Raw genomic sequence first — 20,395 nt, 5'->3', positions numbered from 1 at the left:
TACGCCAACCCGGCCCTCGAACAAAGTCCTAGCATTTGACTCGGGATAGCGCCAGCGCGGGCTCCTGGGCGCCACGCCCCGTGAGTCCGGCCTTGAGCCGCCCGTACAGGCCACGCTCCAGCCAGTGGTAGCTGAGCCACGACATTAGTCCGATTGACGGCACGCACAAGGCGAATACCAGGTACGGGTTCAGCCGCAGGCGTTCGCTGGCGAACAGGCCGCCGTACAGTACCAGGACATGCACCAGGTAGACCGAATAGGAACAATCGCCCAGCGCCTTGAGCACCCGATTGCCCTTGAAGCAAGGCTCCAGGGCGATGAACGCCAGCACCACCAGGGCGCTGGGCAGGCCCCAGTGCAGCAGACGCTGCGAAGCGTCCAGGTGATACAGCGCATACCCTGCCACGCCAAGCAGCCCCAGCGGCAGCCACAGGCCCTGGCGAATCAGCCCGCGGCGATACAGCACGCCCAGGCCGATGCCCAGCAGGAACTCATAGACGATGTCGTTGCTGTAGAAGCGGCTGAGCACGCCGAGGCGGCCCAGCACCTCGCTGACCAGCAGCAACGCCGCCGTCACCAGCAGCAGGTGATGGCGCTGGCGCACCAGGAACGCCAGGCCGAACAGCAGGTAGAAGAACATCTCGAAGTTCAGCGTCCAGCCGACGTTGAGGGTCGGGTACAGGCCGTAGCCGCCCGGGTTTTCCGCTGGTATGAACAACAGCGACAGCAGCAGGTGCTGCCATTCGAACACCTGGTGCGGCATCCAACGGCTGGCGACCAGCATCAGCGCGGCCATCAGCAGGGTGTAGAACCAGTAGGCGGGCACGATGCGCAGGGCGCGGTTGAGCAGGAACTGAGCGGGCGCGATGTCCTTGTCGCGGGTCGAGAGGTAGATCACCAGGCCACTGATGACGAAGAAGATGTCCACCCCTACCGCACCACGGTCGGCGAGCAGTTGGCCGATAGGGCCGGTGGCATTGAAGTCGAAGAAGATCTGCATGAAATGGTGGCAGACCACCACCCAGGCGGCGAATGCCCGGAGAGCCTGAAGCGAATACAGCATGAAAAACCCTGCGATCGTCGATGCATTGAGGCCCGGCGAGCGCTTTGCGCTCGTTTCGCCGGCAAGCCGGCTCCCACAGGGTTCGCGTACGTCTGTGGGAGCCGGCTTGCCGGCGATGGGCTGCAAAGCAGCCCCAGGGCCTACCCATCGATTCCGACCGCAATAGCGCCGGAAAGGTCAGGCCAACCGATCAGAGGTTCTCGTAGCGGTTCATGTCCAGCACCCCCGCCTCCACCGGCTCGGTCTGCTTGATGTAGCTGTTCAGGTCATGGAAGTAGCGCCAGAACTCGGGATGGCTGCGACGCACGCCCCAGCGCATGACGATGCGCTCGAACTTCGCCGTGTCGTCCCGCGCCGCCTCCATGTCCTCGACGAACTCCGGCACATCGGCCGCCGGGATGTTGAAGATGAAGTTGGGGTAGCTGCTGAGCACGCCCGGGACCAGGGTCAGGGTGTCCAGCCCCGGCTGATAGCGGTAGGCCTCGCCGAGCAGGAACGCCACGTTGCTGTGGGCGCGGTTGCGCAGCAGGCTGTAGACCTGGCGCTGGCCGCCCTGCCCCTCGATGCGCAGCATGGTCGCCTCAGGCAGTTGGCCGATCACCTTCAGCCCTGCGGCCGGGCGCGACACCAGGCGGCTCAGCGACTGCTCGACGTCGCGGAACTCCTGGGACAGGCCGGGTCGCGAGCAATAGGCGCCCTGGCAGCGGTTGATCGGGTCGGGCGCCACGTTCAAGCTGCCGGTGCGCTGCAGCAACTGCAGGCCGAAGTCACGCTTGGGATCGTGCTTGTCCAGCTTCAGCGCGCTCGGGGTGCTGGTGTCGATGTCCTCGTAGTCCATCCACATCTTCACCTTGCCACTGTTCTGGTACCAGTTGCCAAGGATCTCGCTACGCTTGCCGGCCGGCATCAGGCGCAGGAAGTTGACCTCGGCGCCATTGCGGATCAGGTCGAAGTACAGGCGCGTCTGCAGCTGGTGCGAGACGTTGCCGAACACGTCGAAGTTCACCGCCAGCTGGTAGTAGGTGCGCTCGAACAGCGGGTAGTCGAACAGCCACATCGTCAGCGGCACGTCACCGATCAGGCCCTTGGTCACCGAGGCGCTGTCGAAGTGGCGGAAGATGCTCAGCAGCGCGTTGTCGTTGCCGGCCCACAGGGTCGACCAGCTCGGCGCTGGCTGCTCGGCATAGGCCTCGCGGCGCAATGCCTCGTACTCGTTGCGCTTGTCGCGGTAGGCGTGCCACAGGCTCAGCACGCTGCCGACGTCGTCGATCTGCCCGGGCATGGCCAGCAGCGGCGTGGCCTCGCCCCGGTACTCGGCATCGGTGATGTACAGGTCGTGGGCCGGCTCCTGGAACAGCGCCCAGAAGTTGTCGCGGATCACGTCGGTGGCGATCTGGCCACGGCATACCGGGCCGCGAATGAAGGTGCGGACGAAGTACTCGGCGTTGTCCAGCATGAACTGGTAGCGGGCCACCGCCGGGATCGCCTCGAAGGTCTCGAACGGGTTGGCGCGGTGGCGCGGGCCGTAGCCGGGCAGCGACGAGGCATGCCAGTCGCCGCTGTAGAACAGCTGCTTGACCCGCTTGAGCTTCTGCGGCCCCATCGGGTAGGTGATGTGGGTCTTGTGGACGATCACCCCCTGCACCGGGATCAGCCGGTAGTAGAAATCGGTGCCTGGCGGGTCGTTGGGGCGACGGGTGGCGATCAGGTCTGCCGGCTGGCCGCTCGGCGTGCGCGAACGCACCCACTGGAAGAAGTGGCCCGGCTCGCCGCCGACGAAGTGGATGTGGGCGAGGAACAGGTGCTCGTACAGCCAGCGGCCGACCAGTGCCTCGGTCGAACCGGGGCGGTTGAGCAGCTCTTCCCAGTCGGCGATCTGCTTTGCCTCGACCGCGCTGGGCTGGATCGGCGTCTTCTCGACCGGAGCGCCAGCCGCCAGCCAGCGCTGCAGGGTCTGGTACTCCTGGTCGGTCAGGCCGGTGACCGCCAGCGGCATGCCCTCCTTGGGGTGGGCGCCGGCGTAGGCGTCGAACTCGTGGGGCAACGGGCACATGTTGTTGCGGTTGAGCCCCAGGACGATCTCCTCGGGCAGCTTGGCATTGGGCGTGAGCGGGGTCTTGTGGCCCAGCTCGAGCATGCGCGCCATCAGCGCGGCCTGGCTGCCCTGCTTGTCCAGCACCGAGTAGAAGCCCTGCTTGCGCCAGCCGGCTTCGTCACGGGCATCGTAGAACAACCGCGTGGTGGGCACCGCCTGGCTGCGCTCGCCCTGGTAGACCGGCACCTTGGAAGCACCCCGCTCGGCGCCCTCGGCGCTGCCCAGGTTGAGCTGGCAGGCAGCGTCGTTGCAGGCGTGGCAGGCCACGCACTTCTCGGTGAAGATCGGTTGGATATCCCGGGTGTATGAAATCGTCGGGCTCGCTTGGGGGGCCTGCCCGAACGCCGCGCCACTGATGAGCAAGGCGAAGGCGCTGGCAAATATGCGATGCAGCATGTGCCGAAAGTCCTGGTTACTTGAAGCCATCACGATGTGCCTGGCGGGTCCTGAGGTGTTGGGGCGCCGCACCAACATGAAGTAAATTCATGCAAATCGGCGGTACGCCTAAAATCCGTGCAGCTTTGTTATTATTCGGCACCTTCTGATATTCGCCCGACCAGGTAGTTCCTATGTCCGACCGCAGCGCTCGTTACCAAGCACTCCAGAAAGCACTCAAAGAGCGCATCCTGATCCTCGACGGCGGCATGGGTACTATGATCCAGAGTTACCGCCTCGAGGAACACGACTATCGTGGCACGCGCTTCGCCGATTGGCCAAGCGATGTCAAAGGCAACAATGATCTGCTGCTGCTCAGCCGCCCGGATGTCATCGCCGCGATCGAGAAAGCCTACCTGGACGCCGGCGCCGATATCCTCGAGACCAACACCTTCAACGCCACGCAGATTTCCCAGGCCGACTACGGCATGGAAGCGCTGGTGTACGAGCTCAACGTCGAGGGCGCGCGCGTTGCCCGTCAGGTGGCCGACGCCAAGACCCTCGAGACCCCGGACAAGCCGCGCTTCGTCGCCGGCGTGCTCGGCCCGACCAGCCGCACCTGCTCGATCTCCCCCGACGTCAACGACCCAGGCTATCGCAACGTCACCTTCGATGAACTGGTGGAGAACTACATCGAGGCCACCCGTGGCCTGATCGAGGGCGGCGCCGACCTGATCCTGATCGAGACCATCTTTGACACCCTCAATGCCAAGGCGGCGATTTTCGCCGTGCAGCAGGTGTTCGAGGAGGACGACGTCGAACTGCCGATCATGATCTCCGGCACCATCACCGACGCCTCCGGCCGCACCCTGTCGGGCCAGACCACCGAAGCCTTCTGGAACTCGGTGCGCCACGCCAAGCCGATCTCCGTCGGCCTGAACTGCGCCCTGGGCGCCAAGGACCTGCGTCCGTATCTGGAAGAGCTGGCGACCAAGGCCGACACCCATGTGTCCGCCCACCCCAACGCCGGCCTGCCCAACGCCTTCGGCGAGTACGACGAGACCCCGGCGGAAATGGCCGCGGTGGTCGAGGAGTTCGCCGCCAGCGGCTTCCTCAACATCATCGGCGGTTGCTGCGGCACCACCCCGCCGCACATCCAGGCCATCGCCGAGGCGGTCGCCAAGTACAAGCCGCGGGCGATTCCGGACATCCCCAAGGCCTGCCGCCTGTCGGGCCTGGAGCCGTTCACCATCGATCGCCAGTCGCTGTTCGTCAACGTCGGCGAGCGCACCAACATCACCGGTTCCGCCAAGTTCGCCCGGCTGATTCGCGAAGAGAACTACACCGAGGCGCTCGAGGTGGCCCTGCAGCAGGTCGAGGCCGGCGCCCAGGTGATCGACATCAACATGGACGAAGGGATGCTCGACTCCCAGGCCGCCATGGTCCGCTTCCTCAATCTGATCGCCGGCGAGCCGGACATCTCCCGGGTGCCGATCATGATCGACTCCTCCAAGTGGGAGGTGATCGAGGCCGGCCTCAAGTGCATCCAGGGCAAGGGCATCGTCAACTCGATCTCGATGAAGGAAGGCGTCGAGCAGTTCAAGCACCACGCCCGCCTGTGCAAGCGCTACGGCGCCGCCGTGGTGGTGATGGCCTTCGACGAGGTCGGCCAGGCCGACACCGCCGCGCGCAAGCGCGAGATCTGCCAGCGCAGCTACGACATCCTGGTCAACGAGGTGGGCTTCCCGCCGGAAGACATCATTTTCGACCCGAACATCTTCGCCGTCGCCACCGGCATCGAGGAGCACAACAACTACGCCGTCGACTTCATCGAAGCCTGCGCCTACATCCGTGACCACCTGCCCTACGCCCTGAGCTCGGGCGGCGTGTCCAACGTGTCGTTCTCGTTCCGCGGCAACAACCCGGTGCGCGAGGCGATCCACTCGGTATTCCTCTACCACGCGATCCAGAACGGCCTGACCATGGGTATCGTCAACGCCGGCCAGCTGGAGATCTATGACGAGATCCCCGCTGCCCTGCGCGAGAAGGTCGAGGACGTGGTGCTCAACCGCACCCCGCACGGCACCGACGCCCTGCTGGCGATTGCCGAAGACTACAAGGGCGGCGGCGCCACCAAGGAAGTCGAGAACGAAGAATGGCGCTCGATGCCGGTGGACAAGCGCCTCGAGCATGCGCTGGTCAAGGGCATCACCGCCTACATCGTCGAAGACACCGAAGAGTGCCGCCAACAGTCGGCGCGCCCGATCGAAGTCATCGAAGGCCCGCTGATGAGCGGCATGAACGTGGTCGGCGACCTGTTCGGCGCCGGCAAGATGTTCCTGCCCCAGGTGGTGAAATCCGCCCGCGTGATGAAACAGGCCGTGGCTCACCTCATTCCGTTCATCGAGGAAGAGAAAGGCGACAAGCCCGAGGCCAAGGGCAAGATCCTCATGGCCACGGTCAAGGGCGACGTGCACGACATCGGCAAGAACATCGTCGGCGTGGTGCTCGGTTGCAACGGCTATGACATCGTCGACATGGGCGTGATGGTCCCGGCCGAGAAGATCCTGCAGACCGCCCGCGAGCAGAAGTGCGACATCATCGGCCTGTCCGGCCTGATCACCCCGTCGCTGGACGAAATGGTCCACGTCGCCCGCGAGATGCAGCGCCAGGACTTCCACCTGCCGCTGATGATCGGTGGCGCCACCACCTCCAAGGCGCACACGGCGGTGAAGATCGAGCCGAAGTACTCCAACGACGCCGTGGTTTATGTCACCGACGCCTCGCGCGCGGTGGGCGTGGCCACCCAGCTGCTGTCCAAGGAACTCAAGAGCGGCTTTGTCGAGAAGACCCGCCAGGAATACGTCGAGGTGCGCGAGCGCACCGCCAACCGCAGCGCCCGCACCGAGCGCCTGAGTTACGCCCAGGCCATCGCCGCCAAGCCACAGTACGACTGGGCCGCCTACCAGGCCGCGGTGCCCGCCTTCACCGGCGTCAAGGTGCTGGAGGACATCGACCTGCGCACCCTGGCCGAGTACATCGACTGGACGCCGTTCTTCATCTCCTGGGACCTGGCCGGCAAGTTCCCGCGCATCCTCACCGACGAAGTGGTCGGCGAGGCCGCCACGGCGCTGTACCAGGATGCCCGCGAGATGCTCGACAAGCTGATCGACGAAAAGCTGATCAGCGCCCGTGCGGTGTTCGGCTTCTGGCCGGCCAACCAGGTCGAACACGACGACATCGAAGTGTACGGCGACAACGGTGAAACCCTGGCCACCCTGCATCACCTGCGCCAGCAGACCATCAAGCCCGACGGCAAGCCGAAACTGGTCGCTGGCCGACTTCGTCGCGCCGAAGGACAGCGGCGTGACCGACTATGTCGGCGGTTTCATCACCACCGCCGGCATCGGCGCCGAGGAAGTGGCCAAGGCCTACCAGGACAAGGGCGACGACTACAGCTCGATCATGGTCAAGGCCCTGGCCGACCGCCTGGCCGAGGCCTGCGCCGAGTGGCTGCACGAGCAGGTGCGCAAGGAGCACTGGGGTTACGCCAAGGACGAGCACCTGGACAACGAGGCGCTGATCAAGGAGCAGTACAGCGGTATCCGCCCGGCCCCCGGCTACCCGGCCTGCCCGGACCACACCGAGAAGGAAACCCTGTTCCGCCTGCTCGATGGCACCGCCATCGGCGAGACCGGCCCGAGCGGCGTGTTCCTCACCGAACACTTCGCCATGTTCCCGGCGGCGGCAGTCAGCGGCTGGTACTTCGCCCACCCGCAGGCGCAGTACTTCGCCGTGGGCAAGGTGGACAAGGACCAGATCGAGCGATACAGCGCGCGCAAAGGCCAGGATGTCAGCGTCAGCGAACGCTGGTTGGCGCCGAACCTGGGCTACGAGGGCTGAATCCAGCCCTCATGGAAAAATACGTATGTAACTGATTTAACTGGTACAGCGTGGGAGCGGGCTTGCCCCGCGATGCGGTGTTTGCCACCGGCTTCGCCGGTGATCGCGGGGCAAGCCCGCTCCCACGCTGATGATGCTCGCAACTTCAAGCCCTGCGCGGCAGCGCAGCCCGAAGGGCTGGCGATTTCATACAGGAAACGCGTAAACCTCCCGACACATGCACAAGGACCCCCGCATGTCCCCGAGAATCCTGGTGATCGGCGCCTACGGCAACTTCGGCCGGATCATCTGCCGCCACCTGCAGCAGATGCCCGCCGTGCAACTGGTGATCGCCGGCCGTAACGCCAACAGCCTCGCCCAACTGGCCACCCAGCTGAGCGGCAGCGAAAGCTGGTGCGGCGACGCCATGGCCCCCGGCTTCGCCGACGCACTGCGCACGCTGCGCATCGACTGGGTGATCCATACCGGCGGCCCCTTCCAGGGCCAGCCCTACAGCGTGGCCGAAGCCTGCATCGAGGCCGGCGCCAGCTATTGCGACCTCTCCGACTGCCGGGTGTTCGTCAACGGCATCGAGCGCCTGGACGCCCGCGCCCGCCAGGCCAATGTCGCGCTGCTCAGCGGCTGCAGCTCGGTGCCCAGCCTGTCGTCGGCGATCCTCGATGAGCAGCGCCATCACTTCAGCCGCATAGACCGTATCGAGCACGGCATTTCCTCCTCGGCGAAGATGCCCGGCCTGTCCACCATCGAGGGCGTGCTGGCCTACGCCGGCCGGCCGATCCGCCAGTGGCGCGACGGACGCCCGCACACCGTCGACGGCTGGCTCGGCCTGCAGCTGCGCCACCTGCCTGGCCTGGGCTGGCGCCTGCTGAACAACGTCGATGTGCCGGACATGGACATTTTCGCCGAGCGCTACGGCGCCCGGGACCTGGCGTTCAAGGCCGGCTCCGGGCTCATGGCCGGCGGCCTGGCCAATGCCGCGCTGGCGTTGCTGGTCAAGTGCGGCCTGGTGCGCGACCCGCTGCCCTGGGCGCGGCGCCTGCATCGCCTGGGCGGCCATTTCGAGCGCTTTGGCGATGGCATGAGTGCGATGTACCTGGATGTCCGCGGCCTGGACATGCAGGGCCAGCCACTGCGTCTGCAGGCCCAGGTCAGCGCCAGTGACGACAAGGGCCCGGAGATCCCCAGCTGCGCGGCGGTGGCGCTGATGACCAGGGTGATCGAAGGCTACACCCCGGCCCCGGGTGCCCGTCCCTGCGTCGGCGAGATCAGTGTCGAGCAGTACCTGGCGGCCATCGGCGAGCCGGACAAGGTGCGCTACAGCGTCAGCTTCCAGCACGGGCGAGGCTGAGATGAGCTATCTGCTGCTCAAGTACCTGCATGTGATCGCCGCCGTGTTCCTGTTCGGTTTCGGCATGGGCTCGTACCTGTACCTGATCGCCGCGAACCGCAGCCGCGACCCACGGGTGATCGCCGCCGTGGCCAGGATGGTGGTGCGCTTCGATGCCTGGATCACCACGCCCGCTGGGGTCCTGCAGTTGCTGACCGGCTACGCCATGGTCAGCATGACCGGCATGCCGTGGTCCACGGACTGGCTGCAGGGCGCGCTGCTGATCTTCTTCATGGTGGGCGCCCTGTGGCTGCCGGTGCTGCTGTTGCAGACACGCATGCAGCGCCTCGCCGCCCAGGCCGTCAAGCATGGCACCGCGTTGGGTGAGGACTATCAGCGGCTGTACCGTCCCTGGCTGTGGATGGGGGTCGCGGGGTTTGCCGGTATGTTCCTGATCGTGCTGGTGATGATCACCAAGCAGGCACCGTGGCAATGGCTCTGATCTAGGCAAGAAAAAAATTCTAAATACATAGCAAAAAAGAATAGAATTTTTTCCGAAAATCGCCCTAGAACGGGGAAAAGGAAAAACATTCATATCGGCAATTGCCTAGGATGATGTCCATGGATGCCGACAGGCGGCGTCCACGCACGGACCCGCTCGCGATCATGCCCAGCTCCCCGCTCTACTTCGATTACGCCGCCACCACTCCGGTCGATGACCGGGTCATTGCCGCCATGCTCACCTGCCTGGGCCGCGAAACCAACTTCGGCAACCCCGCTTCCAGCGGCCACTTCCATGGCCAGGCCGCCCGCGAGGCCGTCGAGCAGGCCCGCCGCCAGGTGGCCGAGCAGGTCGGCGCCCAGCCGGACGATCTGGTCTGGACCTCCGGCGCCACCGAATCCAACAACCTGGCGCTCAAGGGCATCGCCCAGGGCTTCGCCCAGCCAGGCCACCTGCTGACCAGCCAGCTCGAACACAAGGCCATCCTCGACACCGCCGCCGAACTGGAGCGCCAGGGCTGGACGGTGACCCGCCTGGCGCCGGACGCCCATGGCCTGATCCAGGCCGAAGCCGTGCAGGCCGCCTTGCGCCCGGACACGCGCCTGGTGTCGCTGATGGCGGTGAACAATGAACTGGGCACGGTGACTGACTTCGCCCGTATCGGCCAGCTGGTCCGCGAGCATGGCGCGCTGCTGCATGTGGACGCGGCCCAGGCCGTGGGCAAGGTCCGCATCGACCTGGCGCACCAGGCCGTCGACCTGATGTCGTTCTCGGCGCACAAGGTCTACGGCCCCAAGGGCATCGGCGCCCTCTACGTCGGCCCTCGCGCTCGCCCGGTCATGCGTGCGCAGATGCACGGTGGCGGCCATGAACGCGGCCTGCGTTCCGGCACCCTGGCCACCCACCAGATCGTCGGCATGGGCCGCGCCTTCGACCTGGCCGGCCAGCCCGGCGAGACGGAGTACCAGCGCCTGGAACAGCTCGCCCGGCGCCTGCGCGACGGCCTGCTGGCCCTGCCCGGGGTCACCCTCAACGGCTGCCCGGTACAGCGCATTCCCCACACCCTCAATCTGTGCATCGACGCCAAGGGGTTCAACAGCCTGGCGCTTGCCGGCGAGCTGGCGCTGTCCACCACCTCGGCCTGCAATTCTGCGAGCAACGCCGCGTCCCACGTGCTGCTGGCCCTCGGCCTCGACGAGCGCCAGGCGCGCAACAGCGTGCGACTGAGCCTCGGGCGCTACACCAGCGAAGCGGACGTGGACACGGCGCTGGCGGTATTCGGCCGGGTGCTCGGGGCGGCGGCGGTGGCGCTCTGGTAGGTCACGCCGCCAACACAGACGTCAGAAATCCAGGGTCCCCGAGAACTTCACCAGCCTCGGGTCGCCCTGGGTCAGGTACCCGCCATTGGCCGAGGCCCAGTAGTTCTTGTCGGTCAGGTTCTCCACGTTGACCCGCAGGGTCACGGCCTTCTCCTGCACCTTGAAGCGGTAGCGCGCGCCGACGTCGAAGCGGTTCCAGGTCGGCAGGCTCAGGGTGTTGGCCGGGTTGGCGTACTGCCCGCCGGTGCGCAGCATGCGCGCATTGAGCGCCACCCCCTCCAGGCCCGGCACGTCCCAGTCGACACTGGCGTTGAGCTGGAAGGTCGGCACGCCGACGGCATGGTTGCCATCGGCCGTGCCGCCCTGGGTGTTCTTCAGCTCGGTGTCCATGCGCGTGCCACCGGCCATCAACCGCAGCCCCGGCAGTGGCTCGCCGAACACGCTGAGTTCGAGCCCCTTGTTGACCTGCTCGCCATCCTGGACGAACACGTTGCCGTCGACGAAGCCATCGGTGGGCCGCTCGATGCGGAACACCGCCAGGTTGGCGCCGAAGCGCTGGTAGTCGAGCTTCACCCCCGCCTCCACCTGCTTGGTCTTGGCCGGCGGGAACACCTCGCCGACGTTGACCACCTGCCCGGACGCCGTGGCCCCCTGGGCCAGGCCCTCGATGCGGTTGGCGTACAGCGAGACCGCTGGGTTGAGCTTGTAGACGATGCCGTATACCGGCGTGGTGACCGCCTCGTCATAGAAGGCGTTGCGTCCCAGGTCCGGGCCGGGGCCGTCGTAGGCGTAGCCTTCGACCCGCAGTTGCTGGCGGCGAACGCCCACCGTCAGCAGCAGCGTGTCGTCGAACAGGCCCACGGTATCGGACACCGCGATGCTGCGGTTGCGGGTCTTGCCGGTCACGCCGGGATCGTCCAGCTTGCCGCCGACGAAGGTCGGTGTGGTCGGCTTGGGCAACGGGTCGGTGCGGTAGATATTGGTGGCCTGGGAGTTGTAGAAGACGAAGGCGTTCTCCTGCTGGGTCCAGATGCTCGCCGCGCCGATATTCAGCTGGTGGCTGACCGGTCCGGTCTGGAAGCGGCCATTGATACCGCCCATGAAGGTAGTGTTGTCCTCGTTGTGGGGGATCTTCGAACCGCCGATGGTGGCACCGCCGGTGGCTGCGTCGGTAAGGATCGGCGTGCCGTAGAAGCCGTTCTCGTGGGTGTGCTTGACGCCACCGGCCAGGTAGCCGCTCCAGTTGTCGTTGAAGTCGTAGTCGCCGCGCACCATGCCGAAGGTGTCCTCGGTCTCGGTCCAGGCCCAGTCCTGGCCGTAGTTGTGGTCGGCGTCCGGCGCGCGGGGGATGTCGGTCAGTCCCGCGCCCAGGCGCACCGAGTTGCGCATATGGTTGACTCGTTGCTTCTGGTAGCCGAAGTCGCCGGACAGGCGCAAATTGTCACCGCGATAGTCGAGGCCGGCGACGAACAGCTTGCTGCGCTGGTCCTGGTCGTCGACCGCGGTCTCGCCCTCGCGCTGAGAGAGGTTCAGGCGCACGCCGAAGCGATTGTCCGTGCCGAAACGCTGGCCGAGGTCCAGGTGCTCGCCGATACGCCCGTCGCTGCTGATGTCCTGGGTGTAGCGGCGGGTCGGGGTGTCGCCGGCACGCTTGGGCTGCAGGTTGACGTTGCCACCCAGGCCCGTGCCGGTGGGGCTGGCGCCATTGAGAAAGGCATTGGGACCCTTGAACACCTCGACCCGCTCCACCGCATCGGTGGAGATCATCTGCCGTGGCAGCACGCCGTACAGGCCATTGAACGCCACATCGTCGCCGTTGAGCGGCAGGCCACGGATGACGAAGACCTGGGACTGGTTGCCGAAGCCGAACGACTGGCGCACCGACGGATCGTTGAGCAGCACGTCGCCGACATCCTCGGCCTGCTGCTCCTCGATCAGCTGCGCGGTGTAGCTGGTCATGGTGAACGGCACGTCCATCATGTCCTGGTTGCCCAGCACGCCCATCTGCCCGCCCCGGGCCACCTGGCCCCCGGCGTAGGGCTCGGGCAGTTCGCCGGCGGGGGCCTTGAGCGCCTCGGCGTTGATGGCGGTGGCATCCAGCTCGATGGCGCCGTCGGCGGCATGGGTGCCGACGGCGACGGAACAGCACAGGGCCAGCAGGGTCGATTGATACGGACAGGTACGTGCCATGGAGGGCTCCCGGACAAGGGTAAAGGCCTTCCTGGCGGATGAGAAACAAAAGGTCACTGAGTAGTGTTTCTAGCCGATAGTGCGAATTATTACCAAGCCGTCGCACTTTTTCGCCGACCAGCGGTCTACCCCCTCTTTTGCCAACCGCAATCGATTGCCAAGGCTGGTTTTTTTCACACTGCACATGGCCGGGCCAAAAGCCTTGCGCTTGTGTAGGATGGGCAGCGCAGATCCAGACGCTGCCAGTTACAGGGAGATCCACATGCGCGTCCCATCCGTTGCCTGCCTCCTCGGCCTGACGCTGGGCCTGCTCGCCGCGACCAGCGCCCAGGCCTTTACCGGTGAAGAGGCGCAACTGATCGATACGATCAACGTCTACCGCAGCCAGGCCCAGCGCTGTGGTGGCGAAGCCTCGCTGGAATTGCCGCCGCTCAACAGCGACACCCGCCTGGCGCTGTCGCCCGAAGGCACCCGCGACCTGCAGCAGGCCATGACCCGCGCCGCCTACCCGATGGTCAACGTCCAGGCCATCAGCCTGTCCGGCCCACGGGACGCCCAGGCAGCGATGAAGGCCATCGAGGAGAGCTTCTGCCAGGTGGTGCTCGACCCGCAGTTCGTCGACATCGGCGTCAGCCAGGAGGGCCGCGACTGGCGCATCGTCCTGGCCCGGCCGCTGCTCAGCGCCCGCCTGGGCGACTGGCAGGCCGAAGGGCAGAAGCTGCTACAGGAGATCAACGCCGCGCGCAAGCTGCCCCGCCAGTGCGGCGGCCAGCCCTTCGCCGCCGCCCCGGCGCTGGCCTGGAGCACGACCCTGGCGGGAGTCGCCGCCAACCACACCCGGGCCATGGCCAACCAGAACTTCTTCGACCACATCGACCGCGATGGCCGCACCCCGGGCGACCGGGCGGAGCTGGCCGGCTACCTGTACCGGCAGATCGGCGAGAACATCGCCGCCGGGCGCGACACCGCGCGCAAGGTTGTCGACGGCTGGCTGGCCAGCCCAGGGCACTGCGCCACGCTGATGAACCCGGACTTCCGCGAGCTGGGGGCGGCGTATGCGGTGGACCCGAAGAGCGATGCCGGGAATCTACTGGACGGGGTTGTTCGGTACACCGCAGTAAACCCGCATCGCGGGGCAAGCCCGCTCCCACGCCGCGGGTCAAGGCGTGGGAGCGGGCTTGCCCCGCGATGAGTCCAGCTCGGACTTGCGCAACGCCAGCGCCGTGCAACCAAACCGCCGCCGCACCCACTTGCCCAGGTAGCTGGCATCTGCCATCCCCACCTCATCGGCGATCTGTGCCAGGCTGTGGCTGGAGTTGAGCAAGCGCCAGCGCGCCTGCTGCAGGCGCAGTTCCTGCCACCAGGCCTTGGCGCTCATGCCATGGCAGGCCTGGAACTGGCGGTCGAGCTGGCGCCGGCTGATGCCCAGCTCTGCCGCCAACGCCTCCACTGGCATCTGCGTCGCCAGGTGGTGGCGCATCAGCGCCGTGGCCCGCCGCACCTGGCGCCCCTGCCCGGCACCGGCCTCCAGCGAACGCAAGGCATGGAGGCTATCGCGGCTCTCGTCCACCAGCATGTCGGCCAGGCCCTTGAGCGCCCGGGTGCGACCACTGGCGCGGGCAATCAATTCCACCGCCAGGTCGATGGCTGCCGTGCCGCCGGCACAGGTGATGCGGCCACCGTCGAAGCAGAACAGCTGCCCGGTCAGCAGGCGCACGCGGGGAAAGGCCAGGCGAAACTCCGCCTCATGGCGCCAGTGCACCACTACCTGGTGACCCTCCAGCAGGCCACAGGCGGCCAGCAGGAAAGCCGCGTTGTCAACGCACACCAGCTTCACCCCGGCCTTGGTCGCCTGCTTCAAAAGAGCCTTGTAGCGCGGCGCCAAAGCCGCCGTGGCACTGGCGTTGCGCCCGCCGAACAGCACCAGGTGGTCGTAGTCGTCCCAGCGGATGTCCGCAGGCGTCGCCTCGACCTGGACACTCGCCGCGCTGCTTGAAACCACGGGCTCCCGGTTCAGCCCGAGCACGGTCCAGCGGCAATAGCGCTGGCGGCTGTAGTCCTCGTCGTCGGCGGAAAAGCGCAGCTTGTCGAGGAACGCGCCGAACGGCAGCAGGGCGAACTCCGGTAACGGCAGGATCAGCAGGCGCAGGTCGGGTGTCATTGAGGTATGTCCAGATATAACCATTCAATGGCCAGATACTACCCTGTATTCCCACTGCCCTGCCCTACACTGACGCCCTGCACATAAACAAGGCTCCCCCATGGCACTCGACACCTGGCTCATCTACCTGCTCGCCAGCATCGGCCTGTCGCTGACCCCAGGTCCGAACAGCCTGCTGGCCCTGACCCATGGCGCGCTGTACGGCGCCCGCCGCACGCTGTTCACCATCCTCGGCGGGGTGCTGGGCTTCAGTCTCCTGATCGCCCTGACCATGTTCGGCCTGAGCGCCCTGTTGCAGGCCTCGGCCTCGGTGCTGACGGTGCTCAAGTGGGTCGGCGGGGCCTACCTGGTCTGGCTGGGGATCCAGCTGTGGCGCACCCCGGCGCTGCACCTGGAGCAACCGCGCGGCAGCGTGGCGCTGAGCAATGCCGGGCTGTTCCGCCAGGGCTGCCTGTCGGCGCTGGCCAACCCCAAGGTGCTGCTGTTCTATGGCGCGTTCCTGCCCCAGTTCATCGATCCGCAGAGCGGCCTGCTGGTGCAGTTCGTGGTGATGGCGGCGACCTTCGCCAGTGTCGAGTGCCTGGTGGAGTACCTGCTGGCCCGCCTGGCGTTTCGCATCCGCCCGTGGCTGGCCAAGGGCGGACGTGGGTTCAACCGCTGCTGCGGGAGCCTGTTCGCGCTGATCGGCGTGGCCCTGCCACTGGGACGATAGAAGCCCCAGGGATCAACGCCGGGAAACGACCAGGAACACCACCAGCGCCAGCGCCGGCAATCCCGCGCCCAGCAACGCCACGCCGCTCCAGCCATACTGCGCATACACCCCACTGGCCAGCGCCGAGCCCAGCGCCCCGCCGAGGAAGATGCTGGTCATGTACAAGGCATTGAGCCGGCCACGGCTGGCCGGATCCAGCGCATACACCTCACGCTGGCCGATGACCATGTTCATCTGCACGGCGAAATCCAGCAGCACCCCGGTCAACCCCAGGCCGATCACGCTGGCGCCCGGCGCGCTCAGGCCCAGCAGCAACGCCAGCGGCGCCAGGGCCATCGCCAGCAGCGAAGCGCGTCGCGCATGGCCGGCATCGGCCAGCCGACCGGCCAGCGGCGCCGCCACCGCGCCCACCGCCCCGACCAGGGCAAACAGCGCGATCTGGCTCTGCGACAGGCCGTGCTCGCCGGCCAGCGCCAGTGGCACCGCCGTCCAGTACAGGCTGAACGCCGCGAACATCAGTGCCTGGAACAGTGCCCGCTGGCGCAACACCGGATAACGGCGCAGCAGCACCAGCAACGAGGCCATCAGCCCGGCATAGCTGGCCTTGTGCTCAGGCACCCGGCGCGGCAAGGTCAACGCCAGCAGCAGGATGATCGCCACCATCACCCCGGCGGCACCGACAAACACCGCGCGCCAGCCGAAGTGATCCGCCACCAGGCTCGCCAGCGGCCGTGCCAGCAGGATGCCCAGCAGCAACCCGCCCATGATGTTGCCGACCACCCGGCCACGCTCGCGCTCCGCCGCCAGGTGCGCCGCCAGCGGTATCAGCATCTGCACCGCCACCGAACTGAAGCCGATCAGCAGCGCGTACAGCAGGAACATCTCGCCCTGCCCGTGGCCACTGGTGCCGGCCAGCAACAAGCTGCCGGTGGCCAGCACCGCCGTGGCGATCATCAGCCGACGGTTCTCCAGCAGGTCGGCCAGCGGCACCAGGAACAACAGGCCCAGGGCGTAGCCGATCTGGGTCAGGGACACGATCAGGCTGGCCCGTTCGGCGGGCAGCCCCAGGTCCGGCGCGATCAGGCCGACGATGGGCTGGGCGTAGTAGATGTTGGCGACGATGGCGCCGCAGCAGAACGCCAGTAGCGTCACCAGGGTGCGGCTCAGGCCTGGGGCCGATGCCTGGGCGACGGCGAGGGAGGGATTCATTCGAGGGTACCTCGGCTTGCGAAAGGATGTGCGCGAAGGGTGACGGACAACCGCCCCGGCGAGAATCCATCGCCCGCGCAACGGGCCTTTGCGTGGCGCGCAACACCTCAGCCGGCCAGCAGCCCCTCGCAGAAGGCGACGAACGCCATGACCCGGCGCGAGCCTCGGTGGTTGGGCAGGTACAGAGCGTTGATGCTGGCGCTGGCCGCCCCCGGACTCACCGTCCAGTCGGCGAACAACCTTTGCAGGCGCCCGGCTTCGACATCCTCGCGCACCAGCCAGTCGGCCAGCAGCGCCACGCCGCTACCGGCAATGGCCGCCTCGCGCAGCAGGTCGGCGTTGGCGCTGCGCAACGGGCCGCTGACGTCCAGTTCCAGGCGCTGCTCGCCCAGGCTCAGCCGCCAGGGCCGTGCCGACTGACCGTAGCGAAAGCGCAGGCAGGCGCACGCGGCCAGTTGCTGCGGTTCGGTAAGCACTGGCTGCTGGCTCAGGTATGCCGGGCTGGCCACCACCAGCCAGCGCTCGAAACGCCCCAGCGGGCGACACACCAGTTCGTCGCTGGGCGCCGGCTCGCCGAGGCGGATGCTCAGGTCGTAGCGACCATCGAGCAGGTCGTCGAAGCGGTCGCTCAGGTCGATGTCCAGTTCCAGTGCCGGGTGGCGGGCGAGGAACGCGCCCAGGTGCGGAGCGATGACCCGGCGACCGAATTCCACCGGCAGGCACAGGCGCAACACGCCGACCGGTTCCTCGCCGCGGTCGGCGACGCTGGCGTCGGCCTCGGCCAGGGCCTCGAGGATCTCGCGGGCCCGCTGGTAGTAGCTGGCGCCGGCTTCGGTCAGGCTGACCTGACGCGTCGAGCGGTTGAGCAGGCTGGCCCCGAGCTCCAGTTCCAGGGCGTCGACCTGGCGGGTCACCGAGGAGGTCGCCACCCCCAGCCTGCGCGCAGCGGCAGAGAAGCCGCCGGCCTCGGCGGTGGCCATGAACACCTTGAGCGCCAGCAGCTTGTCCATCGTCAATCTTCCATGGGGCAAAGGCCGAAACCTTCCTACAATCACCGGCTGGAATCAACCATGCGCGAGGCGCCCATGCCCGACAACCTGTTTACCGCCCTGCCCCCGCTCGCGCCCGACGCCGACGAGCAGTTCACCGACCTGCTCCGGCGCCCGGGTCTGCGCATCGAGCGCATCGTCTCCAGCGGCCAGGCCAGCCCGCCAGGGTTCTGGTACGACCAGACCGAGGGCGAATGGGTGGTCGTGCTCAGTGGCAGCGCCGGGCTGCGCCTGGAGCATGAGCCGCGCACCCGCGTGCTGCGCCCCGGCGACCATCTGGACATCCCGCCCGGTTGCCGCCACCGCGTGGAGTGGACCGAACCCGGCGTGGCCACGGTATGGCTGGCGGTGTTCTATCAGGGCTGAGCCAAGGCCGCTGCGGCAGGCATCGCCTGCAGGCGATAGAACCGCCACGGCAGCAGCACCGCCGCCACGGCCAGGCCACAGGCGAACCCGACCCACACACCCACCGCGCCCAGCGCGGAGTGGAAGGCCAGCCAGTAGCTCAGCGGCAACGCCAGCAACCAGTAGCTGATCATGGTCACGCCCACCGGCCAGCGGTAGTCCTGCAGGCCGCGCAAGGCGCCCAGCGCGGTGGACTGCAAGCCATCGGCCACCTGCATGGCCGCGACCACCACGAACATCGGCACGGCGATGGCGATCACCTGCGGGTCGTCGCTCATGGCCTCGGCGATGGAGCGGCCGAACAACGCCAACAGCACGGTGGCCACCAGCATCCAGGCGCTCACGCTGGCAAAGGTGGCGCTGCCGATGGCACGGATGCGCGCCGTCTCGCCGCGGCCCTGGGCCTGGCTGATGCGGATGCTCACCGCCGCGGCCATGCCCAGCGGCAGCATGTACAGCAACGCGCCGATCGATTGCACCACCTGGTTGGCCGCCAGTGCGGCATTGCCCAGCCAGCCCAGCATCCAGGCGGCGATCACCACCGCGCCGGCTTCGGCGAGATAACCCAGGCCCAGCGGCCAGCCTTCGCCCAGCAGCGTGCGCCAGCTCAGTCGCGCCCCCTGCGGCGCCTGACGGTAGCGGGCCAGCGATGGCGCCAGGCGCCAATAAGCCAGGGCCAGCAACACCGCCAGCGATTCGGCGATCACCCCGGCAATACCCGCGCCCAGCAGGCCCAGCGTCGGCAGGCCGAAATGGCCGTGGATCAACCCGTAGCTCAGCGGAATGTTGAACAGCACCGCGCTCATCACCAGCAGCACGCCCACCCAGGGCCGGCCGATGGCTTCCAGCACATCCTTGAACACCACCGCCAGGCAGTACGGGATCAGGAACACCGCCATGGCCTGCCAGTACGGCGTCAGCAGCGCCACGTCGGGCAGCGGCACGCCCAGCCATTGCACCAATGGCAGGCAGGCCAGCATCGCCAGGCAGCCGAGGATGCCCACCAGCAGCCCATAGCCCAGCCCGGCGCGCAGGGTGCGCGCCACGGTGCCGGGGTCGTCGGCGCCGAAGGCATGGCCGACGCGCACGCTGAGGGTGGCAAGCATGCCGTAGAGCCCGGCATGGAAGATCAGCCCGGCGCTGCTGGTCAGCGCGACACAGGCCAGCACCACGGTGCCCAGCGAGGCCAGCAGCACGGTATCGGTCAGGCTGATCAGCTCGGCCGCCGACAGGCCCAGCACCAGCGGCAGCGCCAGGCGCAACAGACCGGGCAGCTCACCCAGCCAGGTAATGTTCTTGCGTGAAGCAAGGGCAGTCACGGTAGTAACCTCCAATTGACATACGCCGCGTATGCTAATGCCATTTATTGACATACGCAACGTATGCTAATTTGCAGCCATCGCTTTTCACCCGGAGCCCTCCATGCCCACCCCTCGCCGCAGCCGCGCCGCCATGAGCGCGGATACCATCGAACGGCTGATCGCCGTCGCCCGCCGCCAGTTCGCCGCAAAGGGCTTTGCCGCCGTGGTGATGGACGAACTGTGCGCCGAAGCCGACCTCACCCGGGGCGCCCTGCACCACCATTTCGGCGGCAAGGCCGGGCTGTTCACCGCCGTGGTGGAGCACCTGCTCGAGGAGATCAACCAGGCGCTCGACGCCCGCTACGCCACCCACGACGACCCATGGGAGGGCTATATCGACACCTGCCTGTACTACTACGACCTGCTGCACGAGCCGGCCCTTCGGCGCATCCTGCTGCAGGACGCCCCCGGGGTACTCGGCCCGCGCCTGCGCGAACTGGAGGAAGCCAGCTACATCGGGCCCATGGCCCAGGGGCTGGTGGAGTTGCAGCAGGCCGGCAGGCTGCGCGCCTTCGACGCCGTGGCCATGGCGCACCTGATCAACGGCGCGATGGGCGACAGCGGCATGTGGGTGATCGCCCAGGACGATCCGCAGGCGGCGGCGGAACGGGTGAAGGGGGCGTTGCGCTGTTTGATGGAGGGGTTGCAGGCCTGAGTTCATTCTGGTTTTGGCGCGTGCTGCGTGGGAGCGGGCTTGCCCCGCGATGGCGTCCCCCCAGCCAAC

At 67.1% G+C, this 20,395-nt stretch carries 13 protein-coding genes and 2 pseudogenes; 8 read left to right on the top strand and 7 right to left on the bottom strand.

Annotated elements, in window-relative coordinates; translation table 11 throughout:
* Nucleotides 1–28: 28 nt before the first annotated feature.
* Both ACZ899_RS05085 and ACZ899_RS05080 read right to left on the bottom strand, forming a co-directional pair.
* Complete coding sequence (locus ACZ899_RS05085; RefSeq protein ID WP_186712338.1) at nucleotides 29–1,063, bottom strand: acyltransferase family protein; 1,035 nt, start codon at nucleotides 1,061–1,063, stop codon at nucleotides 29–31.
* Nucleotides 1,064–1,253: 190 nt separating this feature from the next.
* Nucleotides 1,254–3,554 (bottom strand): fatty acid cis/trans isomerase, encoded by a 2,301-nt coding sequence (locus ACZ899_RS05080; protein ID WP_234563043.1) that lies wholly within the window; start codon nucleotides 3,552–3,554, stop codon nucleotides 1,254–1,256.
* Between the two features lie 173 nt (nucleotides 3,555–3,727).
* Here ACZ899_RS05080 and metH point away from each other — a divergent pair.
* The 4 genes and pseudogenes from metH to ACZ899_RS05060 all read left to right on the top strand — a co-directional run bounded on the left by metH (nucleotide 3,728) and on the right by ACZ899_RS05060 (nucleotide 10,584).
* Nucleotides 3,728–7,436, top strand: a pseudogene (gene metH / locus ACZ899_RS05075) (methionine synthase).
* A 235-nt stretch (nucleotides 7,437–7,671) separates the two neighbouring features.
* Nucleotides 7,672–8,784, top strand: coding sequence for a saccharopine dehydrogenase family protein (locus ACZ899_RS05070; protein WP_234563045.1), 1,113 nt, complete (start codon nucleotides 7,672–7,674; stop codon nucleotides 8,782–8,784).
* A gap of 1 nt (nucleotide 8,785) precedes the next feature.
* A complete protein-coding gene (locus ACZ899_RS05065) occupies nucleotides 8,786–9,265 on the top strand; it encodes a DUF2269 family protein (RefSeq protein ID WP_234563046.1) in 480 nt (159 codons plus the stop codon).
* A gap of 164 nt (nucleotides 9,266–9,429) precedes the next feature.
* A complete protein-coding gene (locus ACZ899_RS05060) occupies nucleotides 9,430–10,584 on the top strand; it encodes a cysteine desulfurase family protein (protein WP_234563047.1) in 1,155 nt (384 codons plus the stop codon).
* Nucleotides 10,585–10,605: 21 nt separating this feature from the next.
* Here ACZ899_RS05060 and ACZ899_RS05055 read toward each other — a convergent pair whose 3' ends face one another.
* On the bottom strand, nucleotides 10,606–12,774 hold the full coding sequence (locus ACZ899_RS05055; protein WP_234563048.1) for a TonB-dependent receptor: 2,169 nt from the start codon (nucleotides 12,772–12,774) through the stop codon (nucleotides 10,606–10,608).
* A gap of 262 nt (nucleotides 12,775–13,036) precedes the next feature.
* On the opposite strand from ACZ899_RS05055, the pseudogene ACZ899_RS05050 reads away from it, so the two are divergent.
* Nucleotides 13,037–13,895: pseudogene (locus tag ACZ899_RS05050) on the top strand (CAP domain-containing protein).
* A gap of 38 nt (nucleotides 13,896–13,933) precedes the next feature.
* On the opposite strand, the gene ACZ899_RS05045 reads toward ACZ899_RS05050, so the two are convergent.
* On the bottom strand, nucleotides 13,934–14,935 hold the full coding sequence (locus ACZ899_RS05045) for a GlxA family transcriptional regulator (protein WP_485627404.1): 1,002 nt from the start codon (nucleotides 14,933–14,935) through the stop codon (nucleotides 13,934–13,936).
* Between the two features lie 100 nt (nucleotides 14,936–15,035).
* Between ACZ899_RS05045 and ACZ899_RS05040 the strand changes: the two genes are divergently transcribed.
* On the top strand, nucleotides 15,036–15,647 hold the full coding sequence (locus ACZ899_RS05040; RefSeq protein WP_234563065.1) for a LysE family translocator: 612 nt from the start codon (nucleotides 15,036–15,038) through the stop codon (nucleotides 15,645–15,647).
* Nucleotides 15,648–15,659: 12 nt separating this feature from the next.
* On the opposite strand, the gene ACZ899_RS05035 is transcribed toward ACZ899_RS05040, so the two are convergent.
* Together ACZ899_RS05035 and ACZ899_RS05030 are read right to left on the bottom strand one after the other, a co-directional pair.
* A complete protein-coding gene (locus ACZ899_RS05035) occupies nucleotides 15,660–16,856 on the bottom strand; it encodes an MFS transporter (protein WP_203646235.1) in 1,197 nt (398 codons plus the stop codon).
* A 107-nt stretch (nucleotides 16,857–16,963) separates the two neighbouring features.
* Nucleotides 16,964–17,866: a LysR family transcriptional regulator gene (locus ACZ899_RS05030; RefSeq protein ID WP_485627401.1), complete on the bottom strand. Its 903-nt coding sequence runs from the start codon at nucleotides 17,864–17,866 to the stop codon at nucleotides 16,964–16,966.
* Between the two features lie 60 nt (nucleotides 17,867–17,926).
* On the opposite strand from ACZ899_RS05030, the gene ACZ899_RS05025 reads away from it, so the two are divergent.
* Complete coding sequence (locus ACZ899_RS05025) at nucleotides 17,927–18,271, top strand: cupin domain-containing protein (protein WP_232857602.1); 345 nt, start codon at nucleotides 17,927–17,929, stop codon at nucleotides 18,269–18,271.
* Here the strand turns inward: ACZ899_RS05025 and ACZ899_RS05020 are convergent.
* The gene (locus tag ACZ899_RS05020) at nucleotides 18,262–19,629 is read right to left on the bottom strand and encodes an MATE family efflux transporter (protein WP_234563067.1); all 1,368 of its coding nucleotides are present in this window, start codon (nucleotides 19,627–19,629) and stop codon (nucleotides 18,262–18,264) included. The genes ACZ899_RS05025 and ACZ899_RS05020 overlap by 10 nt on opposite strands.
* Before the next feature lie 103 nt (nucleotides 19,630–19,732).
* On the opposite strand from ACZ899_RS05020, the gene ACZ899_RS05015 reads away from it, so the two are divergent.
* Nucleotides 19,733–20,326, top strand: a complete 594-nt coding sequence (locus tag ACZ899_RS05015; protein WP_234563068.1) for a TetR/AcrR family transcriptional regulator — start codon at nucleotides 19,733–19,735, stop codon at nucleotides 20,324–20,326.
* Nucleotides 20,327–20,395 lie beyond the last annotated feature (69 nt).

This window comes from Pseudomonas sp. TE31087, assembly GCF_057284075.1.
This window is presented reverse-complemented; position numbering and strand designations above follow the sequence as displayed.

Excerpts from the sequence above, each read along its gene's own strand:
- ACZ899_RS05085 (WP_186712338.1), bottom strand. The coding sequence starts at position 1,063 with ATGCTGTATTCGCTTCAGGCTCTCCGGGCATTCGCCGCCTGGGTGGTG.
- ACZ899_RS05070 (WP_234563045.1), top strand. The coding sequence starts at position 7,672 with ATGTCCCCGAGAATCCTGGTGATCGGCGCCTACGGCAACTTCGGCCGG.
- ACZ899_RS05045 (WP_485627404.1), bottom strand. The coding sequence starts at position 14,935 with ATGACACCCGACCTGCGCCTGCTGATCCTGCCGTTACCGGAGTTCGCC.
- ACZ899_RS05015 (WP_234563068.1), top strand. The coding sequence starts at position 19,733 with ATGCCCACCCCTCGCCGCAGCCGCGCCGCCATGAGCGCGGATACCATC.
- ACZ899_RS05055 (WP_234563048.1), bottom strand. The coding sequence starts at position 12,774 with ATGGCACGTACCTGTCCGTATCAATCGACCCTGCTGGCCCTGTGCTGT.
- ACZ899_RS05025 (WP_232857602.1), top strand. The coding sequence starts at position 17,927 with ATGCGCGAGGCGCCCATGCCCGACAACCTGTTTACCGCCCTGCCCCCG.
- ACZ899_RS05030 (WP_485627401.1), bottom strand. The coding sequence starts at position 17,866 with ATGGACAAGCTGCTGGCGCTCAAGGTGTTCATGGCCACCGCCGAGGCC.
- ACZ899_RS05035 (WP_203646235.1), bottom strand. The coding sequence starts at position 16,856 with ATGAATCCCTCCCTCGCCGTCGCCCAGGCATCGGCCCCAGGCCTGAGC.
- ACZ899_RS05065 (WP_234563046.1), top strand. The coding sequence starts at position 8,786 with ATGAGCTATCTGCTGCTCAAGTACCTGCATGTGATCGCCGCCGTGTTC.
- ACZ899_RS05040 (WP_234563065.1), top strand. The coding sequence starts at position 15,036 with ATGGCACTCGACACCTGGCTCATCTACCTGCTCGCCAGCATCGGCCTG.
- ACZ899_RS05060 (WP_234563047.1), top strand. The coding sequence starts at position 9,430 with ATGCCCAGCTCCCCGCTCTACTTCGATTACGCCGCCACCACTCCGGTC.
- ACZ899_RS05080 (WP_234563043.1), bottom strand. The coding sequence starts at position 3,554 with ATGCTGCATCGCATATTTGCCAGCGCCTTCGCCTTGCTCATCAGTGGC.